This window comes from Bacillus sp. SCT118 (genome assembly GCF_058566435.1).
Map to the genome: position 1 here is coordinate 2,920,786 of NZ_CP191225.1, position 12,647 is coordinate 2,933,432.

At 48.2% G+C, this 12,647-nt stretch carries 7 protein-coding genes; 4 read left to right on the forward strand and 3 right to left on the reverse strand.

The window, feature by feature from the left end; genetic code table 11:
* Positions 1–49 precede the first annotated feature (49 nt).
* Together addA and addB are read right to left on the reverse strand one after the other, a co-directional pair.
* Positions 50–3,748, reverse strand: coding sequence for a helicase-exonuclease AddAB subunit AddA (gene addA / locus ACQVGT_RS14980; RefSeq protein WP_015383291.1), 3,699 nt, complete (start codon positions 3,746–3,748; stop codon positions 50–52).
* Complete coding sequence (gene addB / locus ACQVGT_RS14985) at positions 3,735–7,235, reverse strand: helicase-exonuclease AddAB subunit AddB (RefSeq protein ID WP_015483058.1); 3,501 nt, start codon at positions 7,233–7,235, stop codon at positions 3,735–3,737. Before addB ends, addA begins: the two co-directional genes overlap by 14 nt.
* A 183-nt stretch (positions 7,236–7,418) precedes the next feature.
* On the opposite strand from addB, the gene ACQVGT_RS14990 reads away from it, so the two are divergent.
* Both ACQVGT_RS14990 and ACQVGT_RS14995 read left to right on the forward strand, forming a co-directional pair.
* Positions 7,419–7,856, forward strand: coding sequence for a ferritin family protein (locus ACQVGT_RS14990; protein ID WP_015483057.1), 438 nt, complete (start codon positions 7,419–7,421; stop codon positions 7,854–7,856).
* A gap of 117 nt (positions 7,857–7,973) precedes the next feature.
* The gene (locus ACQVGT_RS14995; protein ID WP_009966950.1) at positions 7,974–8,300 is read left to right on the forward strand and encodes a four-helix bundle copper-binding protein; all 327 of its coding nucleotides are present in this window, start codon (positions 7,974–7,976) and stop codon (positions 8,298–8,300) included.
* A 29-nt stretch (positions 8,301–8,329) separates the two neighbouring features.
* Here ACQVGT_RS14995 and ACQVGT_RS15000 read toward each other — a convergent pair whose 3' ends face one another.
* Entirely contained in the window at positions 8,330–10,057 is a 1,728-nt protein-coding gene (locus ACQVGT_RS15000) for an SgrR family transcriptional regulator (protein WP_015483055.1), read from the reverse strand.
* Between the two features lie 113 nt (positions 10,058–10,170).
* On the opposite strand from ACQVGT_RS15000, the gene ACQVGT_RS15005 reads away from it, so the two are divergent.
* Positions 10,171–11,376, forward strand: coding sequence for an MDR family MFS transporter (locus ACQVGT_RS15005; RefSeq protein ID WP_015383287.1), 1,206 nt, complete (start codon positions 10,171–10,173; stop codon positions 11,374–11,376).
* Between the two features lie 106 nt (positions 11,377–11,482).
* The gene (locus ACQVGT_RS15010) at positions 11,483–12,637 is read left to right on the forward strand and encodes an AbrB family transcriptional regulator (RefSeq protein WP_015383286.1); all 1,155 of its coding nucleotides are present in this window, start codon (positions 11,483–11,485) and stop codon (positions 12,635–12,637) included.
* The last annotated feature ends 10 nt before the right edge of the window (positions 12,638–12,647 follow it).

A 12,647-nucleotide genomic window follows, 5' to 3' on the forward strand; every position in this document is an offset into this window, starting at 1 on the left:
TAGAAAACGAGACCCGCTCCGCCTAAAATTCCGGAGCTTATGGATCTCGCTATAATGTGAGAATGTGCCCCCCGTCAAAGAAATAAAGCGCACATCCCTTTACCTTTGTTTTTGCAATTTGCTCAACTGCCTTTGTGTACAGCTGAATTTGCGTTTCATATCGTTTCTTCAAGATCGGGGCCGCTCCTTCAAATCCATGCTGGAATTTGCCCTCAATCCGGTCCGACTTATAATCCAATAGATATAATCCGTCCTCAGTTTCATAGAGACAGTCAATGATACCCTGCACTAAAAGCGGCTCATCCGCCTCCTGTGCATCAGGATAGATCTCCTTGGCCGGAAGCGCTAAGCTGAATGGTATTTCCCGGTCCTTCCACTTAGCGCCGATCAGCTGTCCGCCGATTTCTGTATGGAAAAATTGCACGATTTCTTCTATATCAATAGCGTCTTTTTGTTCTTCAGTGAGAAGCTCTTTTTCATAAAGCCTTTGAACCGTCTGCTCAGCTTCTTCTATCGACGGTACATGTGACAGCGGGATATGCTGCATAACCGTATGCATGGCAGTCCCTTTCTCTGCAGCTGTCAGGCCTTTTTTCATCATAAAAGCGGGACGTCTGTACAGAATGCTTCCATCAGCCGGTTTTACAGGGGCCCTGCCGCTGTATTCATCCTCGTACTCTCTTTTTCTTTTGATCTCAGAAACCGATTGCTTTGTCCGAATTTGCGTCACCTCGTGATGCGGGTATGTCCAGCTCAGCTGCTCGCGGGCTTTTTCATCAAACGCAAACGAGCCGGGAACTGGTTCACCTCGGCGAATCGCTTCTAGGCGCTCGCTTTTTTCTTCCATTCTTTCTTCCAGATCATCATCAAGCAAATCATAGGAATGGATCATTTGAACGGCAAAACGAGCCGGGTGATCTGAGATATCAGCGTGAGCTGGCACACCAGCCAAATCCTCCAAGTCTCTGTGCCTGGCAAGAGCCGGCCCGATGAAATCTAGATACGTTTTCGCCTGATAGCGGTCAAATTCCGGCAGAAGCCAATCAGTTTGGGACGCGGATGCCTGCCATTTTGCAAGCTGTTTCTGATGATCCTTACATGAGCCAATCAGAAACAGCTTTTCCTTCGCTCTCGTTAATGCAACATAGAGAACACGCAATTCCTCTGACAGCAGCTCCCTGCGCATTTTTTTCTTCATCGCAATGAGCGGAAGTGTCGGATAGCTGATGCGCAATTGCGGATGAATATACTTCGTGCCGAACCCGAGCTCCTTGTCCAGCAGGTACGATTTATTTAAATCCATCATGTTGAAATTCCGGCCGAGACCCGCTGCAAACACGACTGGAAATTCGAGCCCTTTGCTGCTGTGGATCGTCATTAAGCGGACAACATCCTCCTGCTCGCTGAGCGCTCTCGCCGTACCAAGATCATCGCCCCGCTCCTGCATGCGTTCGATAAACCGCAGGAAACGGAACAAGCCGCGAAATGCCGTTGATTCATATTGACGCGCCCTGTCATAAAGAACACGCAAATTGGCCTGGCGCTGTTTTCCGCCCGGCATGCCGCCGACATAATCCATATATTTGGTGTCGCGGTACACTTCCCAAATCAGCTCAGATACTGAGTGGTTTTTCGAAAACGCGCGCCATTTTTGCAGATGTCCGTAAAACGTATTTAACTTTTGATAAAGCTCATCGTTCCGGTCACCAGCAGCCAGGTAGTCTTTCATCGCCTCATAGTACGGCGCTTTTTTATTTTCAAGCCGGATCAAAGACAGCTCGTTTTCATCTGCTCCGACAATCGGTGAGCGCAGCACAGAGGCAAGCGGTATATCCTGATACGGATTATCAATCACCTTCAGCACAGAAAGCGCGACGGCGACTTCGACCGCTTCAAAATAGCCTGACGTTAAATTGGCGTAAACCGGTATGCCCTGTGCTCTCAGCTCCTCCATGATTTGCGGAGCCCACGGCATCGAACGGAGCAAAATCACGATATCTCGGTATTGAATATTGCGATGTGTTTTCTTTTTTCCGTCATACACCTTAAATGGCGATGAAATCAGCTTGCGGATTTCCTTAGCGATGACTTTTGCCTCAAACTGCACCGTTTCAAGCTCTTCTGCTTCCTCGCTTGCATCCGTATCTTCTGCGTTGTCGATCAGCAGCAGCTCTGTTTCCGTCTCGTCATTGTCCGGATACGCTGCACCAAGCTTCAGCTCAGCCTGCTCGTCATAATCGACCTCACCGATTTTGCCGCCCATCAGCTGTTTAAATAAAAAGTTTGTGCTGTCTAAAATATCAGCCCGGCTTCGGAAATTTTTATTTAAATCGATTTTCCGCCCCGTGCCTTCTCCGCTCTCTGTAAACCGTTTGTATTTAGAAAGGAAAAGAAGCGGCTCCGCGAGCCTGAATCGATAAATCGACTGTTTGACGTCTCCTACCATAAACAGGTTACCAGTCTCCTCCGGCCCGCTTGTGACGAGCTGCAGAATCGATTCCTGCACGAGGTTGGTATCCTGATATTCGTCAACGAGCACTTCATGAAACTGTTCCTGATAAAACCTTGCAGCCTCGCTCGGCTCACGTTCACCTTTGTCATTCTCAACTGTCAAAATCGCTAAACAGTAATGCTCCAAATCAGAAAAATCGATGATTGATTTTTCCTGTTTCGCAGCTTCGAATCGTTTTCCATAGCTGATGACAAGCTGTACGAGCGTTTCAATGACAGGCTTCATCTCGGCTAGGCTTTTCAAGTGCTGTTCAGGACTTCTCGTAAAGTAGTCGGTTTTGAGCTTTTCAAGCAGTTTTTTTGCGCCGTTTCTCAAATCTGTCGCCTCATCAAGGAGCGCTGGATCGAACTCATCCCCTTTTACTGCTTTGGCACGCTTAAAAGAGACGGCGGGCACCCGCTTATATAGTTCACTGAAATCGTCCTGATGCTGAATCAGTTCATCAATCTGCGCAAGATCATCAAGAAAATTGTCAGCACGCGGCGCCGGGCCGCCCGGCGCTTTCGTCAGCTCAAGCGCGCGCAAGAGCTTTTCCTTCGCCCCGTTAAGCACCATTGCAATATCTTCTTTGACATATTGATAAAACGGCAGCTCCTCGATGGCGCTCTTTTCTGATACATCATACAAATGAACAAAGCTTTCCAGCCACGTCTCCGGGTTGGGATGGGATCGGGAATACTCGTACACCTGTTTAACGAGAAATTGCAGATCCAGATCGTGCCGGTCTGTCGTATAGCGGTCAACAAGCTCAAAAAACGCCTTTTCGCCCTTTGCGTATTCGTCTTCAAACAGCTCGTCAAGCACTTCATCCCCGAGCAGCTCGCCTTCCGTCTGATCAGCTATCCGAAAGCCCGGATCAAGATCAATCAAGTAGTAATATTTCTTCAGCACTTGCAGGCAAAAGGAATGGAGCGTCGAAATGCTGGCCCGGTTTAAAAGAGACAGCTGGCGTCTAATATGCAGCGAGCCGGGGCGCTGTACAAGCTCTTTTTCCAAGGCTTCTGCGATTCGGTGCTTCATCTCTGCCGCTGAGGCGTTTGTAAATGTCACAACGAGAAGACGGTCTACATCTATTGGGTTTTCCTCCGCAGTGATTTTCCGAATCATTCGTTCAACGAGCACAGCGGTTTTACCAGAGCCCGCAGCCGCTGCCACAAGAATATCCTGGCCGGTTGAAACAATGGCATTCCATTGGTCATCTGTCCATGTGCTGTCTGCCGGTTTAGGAATGTTCATTGCCATCCGCCTCCTTTTTTATCCACTCAAGTATTGTCTTGTCCTTTTCAGCCTTTAATGGGCGATACTCGTTTTCTTCCAGTGATTCATCAAATTGGCATACTGATTTGAACGCACAGTATGTGCACGGCGTCTTGTTCTTCATTTTGTACGGCTCAATGGATACGCGCCCGTCGGTGATTTGTTCGCCCGCTTCCTGGAAGGTGCGGCGCACATGTTTTGTCAAAAGATCAAATTCCTTTTCACCGACTGCTGCCGAGTCTGACCTAAGAGATCCGTCTTTTTTCAAGCCGGCGTTTATGATATTTGACCGTCCCTCTTGAAGGGTTGTATCCATGAGGCGAACCACTTCCTGATCACCGAGGAGCAAGCCCTTCATTTTAAATTTCTTAAAGATCTCCTGTTCAATCTCGTCAAGCCCAAGCGGGAGATTAGATTGAATCATCGGGTCATGAATATGGAAATACAGCACTCCGGCAGGCGTCGCCCTCATCCCGAGCCAGTCAGCTGAATGTGTAATCGATAAATCAAGGTACGTCAGCATTTGCAGTGCCAATCCGTAATATACTTCCGCTAAGTCAAGGCCTTTGTCGCTTGATTTATAATCGACAATCCTGAGGAGCAGGCCTTTTGAGCTTTCAGCCTTATCAACACGGTCAATTCGCCCGACGAGTTCCATCGTACAGCCGTTTTTCAGTTGAAAGGTCAGCGGCGGAAGCGGCCCTTTTCCTCCAAAGCCCAGTTCAAGCCCGATCGGTACGAATCCGCTCGCTTTCGCATGCTCGCTTAAAATGCCGGACACACGTGTCACAATTTTTTGCAGTTTTTCCTTCACATAATAATGCCGGTTTGAGCTGAGCAGAATTTCCTTTTGCAGTTTCGGTGCCAGCCGCTCTACCGCATCATAGGAAAATAGCTCGCACTGCTCCTTCGTTAAATCGCGCCAATCCAGCTTTTGCTCACGCAGCCTGTCAGAAATCAGCTTTAAGCTGGAATGAAACAGCTGGCCGATATCCGGTGCTTCAAGCTTGAAGAATTGCCGTTCCTTCAAATGCAGCCCGTGTGACGCAAAATGGGAAAACGGGCATGCGTTAAAGGTTTCCATTCTCGATACACTGCCCTGAATGCGTTCCCCATAGAGCTGGCTCGACACGCTGCGTTCAAGCTGCTTCACTTCATTCCGGAAAAACAGGCTTGAGAACAGTTTTTTCGACTGCAGCCTGTCCGGCTCACTCATCAGCACATTGTACGTGCTCCACCAGACGTCGCTGATGTCGTATTCCCGTGTCCATAACCTGAGCTGGCTCGCGGTAAAGGACTGTGCCACGCTTTTATTCACGACATACATCAGCTGTTCCTCATCGCTGACCTGTTCAGGTTCATTTGTTAACAGGCGCTCCTTATGATGCGGAAACAGTTCTTCCAGCCGCTTAACGATCATCGACGGCAAAAGCGTTTTTCCTTCCGCATCAGCAATCGGATACGATACGTAAAGCCGGTCAGACGGACTTGAAAACGCCATGTAGATGAGGAAATGCTCATCAAGCAAACGCTCCCGTCCGCCTGAGGATAGCTCAACCCCAATCGTTTTCAGCCATTCCCGGTCATCATCCGACAGGACCCCGTTTTCATCAGGGCGTGCCGGCAGAACGCCGTCGTTTGCCCCGAGCACAAAGGTGCAGTAGGTGCCATACATTCTGGACAAATCCATATTGCCGACAAACACCTGGTCAAGCGCGGGTGGAATAAGAGAAAATGTAAGCGACTCCGCGCCGGCTTCTATCATTTGCTGAAACAAATCAAGAGAAATCTCATCATCTCCCATCATTTCAACAAACTCCTCAAGCAGCTGAATGACTGCGTCCCACGCCTGCTGATGCTGCTGCGCTTCAATGATTCTGCCGTCATCCTCAGCACGCTGCCTTTCCTGATCCAGCTTCAGCGGCACATCCGTCTCTTCTAAATAACGATAGAGCGACTCCGCCTTCTCTTGAACCGTCTTCGCTTTTTTCATGCGTTTTTGAAGCTGAAAAAGCGGCGGAACAATCCAATCGCGGGTGTCATTCAACATGTTTTCCATTTCGATTTCCTGATCAGTCTGCGCAAAATCATCATCCAATGACACAAAACGCCTGTATTGGAACCGATCGCCCTTTGTCCAGCGGTCGCCTTTAATACCATAGGCGATACAGTAATTTTCGAGCTGATCGACCTGTTCTCTCACTTTGGCCTTCGGTTCATTGAGCGGGAATAGCAGTTCGGTTTTCACGCAGCGAAACACCGCTTCATAACGCCAATTCCCTTTCAGAACATCAAGGCTTGACCGGATAAATTCAATTAACGGATGGTTCAGCATAGATGCTTTTCCGTCAATGAAATAAGGAATCTCGTAATCTGCGAAAACTTCCTTCACCATATCCTTGTAGTCTTCCGGCTGGCGCGCAAGAATTGCTACATCCTTATAGCGATATCCCTTCTCTCTGACTAGGGCGTGAATTTCCCGGGCAATGCCTTCCAGCTCAGCTCGTCTGTTTGCGGCCTGCATCACAGTAAGGGCTTCTTGTTTTTCTGCGTATGGAACGGCCGGACGCGCTTCATACTGTGCCTCTAGATGCGCCAATTCCGGCGTCTTTGTATGCCGCTCAGTCCCGCTCAGCTCTTTATACGTAATGTCCAAATTCAGTTCCTTCGCCTTCTGATGCAGGCGGTAATAGGTTTTCCCCGTCATTCTGAACAATTCCAGTTCATGCGGCTCCCGCTCATATGACGGCTTGTCCGCTGTGAGCGAAAACGTGATATGCTCCGCATGAACCATAAGCTGCTCCAACACCCTGAATTCCTGCGGTGTAAACTGATAAAAGCCATCCACATAGATATGGGCGCCTTTTATATCTTCCGCAAGCGGGATATGCTCTGCCAGCAATGTCAAATAATCCTCAGAGTGAAGATATTGGTCTGCGAGGCTTTTTTCCATTTGCTGATACAGAATTGATAAGTCATGGAGCTTTTCAGATAAAACACGTTCTCCGCGATACTCGGAAGCCGTTCCGCTTTCCGCCATCCGGCGGATATCCTCCGGTTCCAGACAATAGCGCTTAAACTCTGTCAGCATCCGCTCAACCTGTGCGGTAAACCCGCTTTTGTCACTCGCTTTTTGATAGACTTTGAACTCCTGTTTATGCTCCTCAATGAGCTTCCGCAGGAGCATTTGTACGCCGGTGCTCGTCAGAAACGGCCTGCTCATTCCTCCCGTATGCTGGAGGACGCGCCAAGCCAATCGTGAAAAACTGAACACTTGAGCGCGTATCATCCCGCCCATATCTGGCGTTTTAGCAAGCTCGTATTCCATTAAAAACGTCATTTGATCCGGGACTAGAAAAATGATCGGCTTCCCGAATGGAGCCCGGCGCAATTCATCCTGAATGCTGTTGATGATCAGCTTCGTTTTTCCACTCCCGGACCTGCCTACTAAAAACTCTGCTCCCAAATTAGAAGACCCCTCTCTTTTTATCTCTATATATTTTATCGAATGTTGACGAAAATGACCAATCTGATCTATTGGTAAAAACGGCCTTTTCACATATAAAAAGCTGATTATCTCCGCACATCTCTCCCTGCCCAACATATACTTTTACAGAAACCCAATTCCTAAGAATGGAGTTGAACCCCCTTGCATTACAGCTACTATCCCTATCCGGTGCCATACAGGGAAGATCCTGTTTTGATTCGGAATTTGCAGAAGGCCATCAACGGAGAATTCAGTGCAATTCAATGCTACCGCAAGCTTGCCGAATTCGCCCACAGCGATGAGGTCAGAAAACAGATTGAAGAAATCAGGCGTGACGAGATTCGCCACCTCCGTGAATTTTCCACACTATATGGTTCAATTACCGGCAAACACATCATGCCGAAACAAATGGAAGAATGCCCGGACAATTTCACAAGAGGACTGGACGCCGCTTTTAAAGATGAACAAGAAACCGTCGACTTTTACTTGCGTGCGGCCGAGGAAACGTCGAACTTAAAAGCGAAAGGCGTCTTTACGCGCGCAGCACGTGATGAACAAAATCACGCTGTCTGGTTCCTATACTATCTGATGGAACGTTAGATATACCCGTTCAGGGTATATGTACATATCCCCTTAGCTAAAAACACACTCCCCTGTTTTTTTCAAATGCAGCCGGGAAACATAAAACCATATACTGTCATACAGGGGGAATCAACCATGGAGCAATATTCTGAAGCTTGTATTGAGGCTTGCATCGATTGTATGAAGGCTTGCAATCATTGTTTTACTAAATGCTTGGAAGAAAGCGTGCAGCATCATCTCAGCGGATGCATCCGGCTTGACAGGGAATGCGCGGATATTTGCGCGCTGGCGGTCAAAGCCATGCAAACGGACAGCCCGTTTATGAAAGAAATTTGTGCACTTTGCGCCGATATTTGTGAAGCATGCGGCACTGAATGCGGAAAGCACGATCATGATCATTGCCAAGCATGTGCGAAAGCCTGCTTCACCTGTGCTGAACAATGCCGCAGCATGGCAGCGTAAAAAAGAGGGTTCAAAAAAGAACCCTCTTTTTATTTGGACAGCCATACGGAGTACAAATCAATCCATCCCTCTTCATCAAGCACCAGGCCTTTTACATTTTTACTTGATGTCACCTGGAGAACATTTTGATACAGCGGGATCGCATTCAGCTCCTGTTTCATCTGCCGGTCAATGTCACGCAGGATGTCGATTCTCGAACAGCGGTCAGGCATGGAAAACATCCGCTCTGTCATTCCTAAGCAAATCTGTGTCAACTTTTCAGATAGATGCTGATACAAGAAACTGTTCTCCGACAGCAGCAAATGCAGAAAACCAAACTCGCTGTCTTGATAAAACGTCGCACTGTCATGAATGATATCCGCCATCTGCACGGTTTCCGGCCGTCGCAGATCAGCAGCATCACAGAATTGAAGTGTAAGCCTGATACCGTGCTGGGCGCAAATATTTTGAATCCATTCGGCGTCCTCACGATGATCCGTTTCCGAAAAGGTATAAAGCACGATTGTTTCGCCCTCGTATCCGCTTTTCTTCAACAATTCAGATGGTGAAACGCCCTCCCACTCAAAAGAACTCGGATGCAAAAAGGACGTAACCGGGATTCTTCGGTGCCCTCCCGCTTCACGAACGAGCCGTTCAGAGGAAATCAGCAGCCGGAGCGCTTTTCTAAAGCTTCGGTGCTGAAGAGGCCCCTTCTTTTTCAGATTGAGCGACAAATACTGAACATGCCGCTCATCAAAAACAGTTTGCTGCTCAGGACATGTTTGTTTTTCTTGAATGGTAAAACCGTTCATCTCTCCGGCTTGCTCAGAAAAAACAAACTCAACGCGATCCAAATAGGGGCGTCCCTTGAAGTAGCGCTCATTGGCTTCAAGCACAAGCATCCCGCTGTGTTGCTGATTCATCTGAAAAGGCCCTGTTCCATTTTTCCCGCCGCCCTGTTCTGCCGGCAGTATGGACAGCCGTTCATCACAAAGAGCATACGGCAAAAGCGCATTCGGCTTATCGAGTATGAGTTCCACACAATAAGGGCCCTTTTCTAAGACTTGTTTCACTCCGTGCAGAAGCCATTTATACGGGTTGTCAGCCAGTTCCAAAAAGCGCTGAAATGTAAACGCAACGTCCCGCGATGTCAGCGGCTGTCCATTATGAAATGACACACCTTTTCGAAGAAAAAATCTCCATTGTTTTTTTTCGACCTCTTCCCATCCATGAACCAAATGAGGCTTTGGCTCCTGCATATCCGAATCAAACGTGAAGAGTGTATCAAATATCTGTTTGACGAAATGGCCCTCAGACCGTAAAAATATTTGGCATGGATCCAAACTGCTGACAGATTCAGGCGTGATGAACAGCCGCAGAACATCCTTCGCCCCATTCTCGCCTGTCTCCGTCACAAATCCGAATACCTCTGAAAGCCACATGTTATATTCGTTTTGAAGCCCTGGAAACGCGGACTGATACTGCTGAAGCAGCTCCTTTGCCTTTTTAAGCTTTCCTGACATGGTATATTCCTTGGCAGTTTGAAGAAGCAGTTCCTCAGGCCTCCGAAGAAACGCGATTTTAGATTTGCGGCCGCGCCCCGCCCCGCTTTCCCGGATAATCCAATTGCTGTTCTCCAGCTTATGTAAAATGAGCTTTGCATTTCTTTCTGTACAAAATAAACAGTCGGCAATCTCAGTGAGCGTCATTTCGTTCATTTGCCCATACTCGGCGCAGCCTGTTTTTACAAGCGCCACGTAGTGCTCTATTAGCTTCAATCCCCGCACCTCCCGACAAAAGGGGAATTTTTATCTCTTCTTTTCTTCACTTTTTGGGCCGCCGCTCCTTCTATACACTACTACTATATCAAACAGCGAAAGGCGGCGATCACATGTTGACCAGTTTTCACTCTATAAAATCGAGATATACCGCTCCCGTTCGGCTCCGCTTTTTCGGCGAATTGCTGACAAGCCTGACAGGTGCAATGATGGGACCTTTTATGGTGCTGTATCTGCATGAACAATTAAACGGCAGTATCATGATGCCAATGCTGATCATCAGCCTTCAGCCATTTGCTGATATTTTCCTGACGCTCGCTGCAGGAAAGGCGGCGGACCGGCTTGGGCGGCGCACAGCGATTTTGACCGCATTGCTTCTTCAATCAGCGGCAATGACAGGGTTTGTATTTGCTGAGCATGCGTATGTTTTCGCTATTCTCTATGTCATGAATGGCATCGGAAGATCGTTGTACATTCCCGCTTCCCGCGCCCAAATCGCTGAAAGTACGCCGGAAAGCAGACGTTCGGAAGTGTTTGCGGTCATCAATGCGATCTATTCGGCGGGCCTGACGGCAGGGCCGCTTGTCGGGATGCTTCTGTACAATCATAACCCCGTGTGGATATTCGCATTAGATGCTGCGGCATTGTTTATCTACTTTCTGATCGCTGCACTGAAACTGCCTGAGACAAAGCCGCTACGCCCAGCTGTTACCCCGAAAATGTCCGCGAGCTTTACGATATACAGGCCTGTCCTGCTTCTTTTGCTGCTTTCTCTCCCCATCAGCATGTTATATGCACAAACAGAAACAACATACAGGCTGTTCAGCAAAAACATGTTTTCTGATTATCTGTCCATGCTGACCATCTATTCAGCAGCAAAAGCTTTATTCAGCTGTGTTCTCCAAGTACCTCTTGTCAAAGGGACCGAAAAGCTTTCAATGAAAACGATCCTCCTCATTACTTATATTTGCTACTCCCTTGCGGCTGCCGGTTTTGCATGCTCAACCTCCCTGACAATGCTTTTAGTGACGGCAGCGGTGATGACGGTTGGCGAAAGCATCGGGCTAACCCACATCCAGACCTTCATATCGAAATTGGCGCCGCCTCATTTGCTGGGCCGGTTTTATGCTGTCTATGGTCTGCATTGGGATATATCCCGCTCAATCGGACCGCTGGCAGGCGGGCTGATCCTGACATCATTTGGCGGAGAAGTGATTTTTTACGCTCTTGCCGTGTGTCTGCTGACAGCGGGTTTATCTCTGACTTACACAATAGAGAAGATCGAACACAAGGTCATAAGAAAAGTGAATCGCTTATAGAAAATAATTCATAATTTCTTTATCAACAAAAATATACTATAGTAATAAATACATTCACTACGTGAACAATTGGAGTGTTACGTGAAAAAGGAAGAAGGGTTTTACATTGAAGAAAGACGAAAATCTCCTCAAAGATCTATGGTTTATCGCAATCAGTGCAGCCGGGGGGTTTATTCTTTCATTAACCGGAATATCAATTGGATGGATGATCGGAACACTGATTGTCGCCTGCTGCCTCGCTATGATACGGCCGGCATGGCTGATGATGGCACCAGACCAAAAAGGAATTAACCGACGATGGCTCGCCCTTGGGCAGATGATCCTCGGCATCGAATTGGGCCAAAAGCTGAATTTATCCGTTCTCTCTGTTCTCAAAGACCATTGGTTTTCAGTCGGCGTTATGCTGATATTGTCTATCCTGCTGGCTATGCTGTCAGGATATGTGCTTTGGCGTTTCAGCAAAACGGATATGATGACTAGCTTTGTCGGCACCGCTCCCGGCGGGCTTTCCGCCATGCCGAGCATCGCACAGGAAGTAGGCGCTAATACCGCTATAGTCAGCCTCGTTCAAATGATGCGTGTGCTGCTCGTGGTGCTTTCCATTCCGTTTTTAGTCATTCTGATCTATACAAAACAAGATCGTACCGCAAGTGCCGCAGCAGAGACGATTTCTTCTGCAACGACAGATTTTAGGCTCGCTCCCGTTTTGTGGACCGTCATTCTTATTCTCGCTGCCTGGGGAGCTTGCAAAGCTGCGAAATTTTTAAAATTTCCAGCTCCATGGCTGCTCGGCAGCATGCTCGGTGTAGCAATTGTACATGTTGGCGGAGCTGCGGTGACAGGGCACGACATGACGGCATGGTGGCCATCACAAGCTAACCATGTATCACAAGTATTTCTCGGGGCAACGATCGGCTCTAAGATGTACAAAAGCATGTTTGCCGGTGTCACCCGTATTATCATCGTCGGGTTTGTCTCGTCCGTCGGTTTAATCGCAGCAATGTTTTTGAGCGCCGTGATCGTTTCCGAGCTGACAGGAATTTCGCTCATCACTTCTGTTCTGGCATTTGCGCCCGGCGGGATTGCAGAGATGGCGACGACGTCAGTTACCTTACATGCTGATTCCACCTTTGTCGTTGCGGTTCAGGTCATTCGCGTCATTCTGGTTATTGCCCTGCTGCCGCCGTTTTATCGCCTGCTTCACCATCTTCATGGTGAAAAAAAAGACAAAAAGAGCTCGATTAGCGGCAGTAATGCCTAGTTGAAAAAAG

Excerpts from the sequence above, each read along its gene's own strand:
- addA (WP_015383291.1), bottom strand. The coding sequence starts at position 3,748 with ATGAACATTCCTAAACCGGCAGACAGCACATGGACAGATGACCAATGG.
- ACQVGT_RS14995 (WP_009966950.1), top strand. The coding sequence starts at position 7,974 with ATGGAGCAATATTCTGAAGCTTGTATTGAGGCTTGCATCGATTGTATG.
- ACQVGT_RS15005 (WP_015383287.1), top strand. The coding sequence starts at position 10,171 with ATGTTGACCAGTTTTCACTCTATAAAATCGAGATATACCGCTCCCGTT.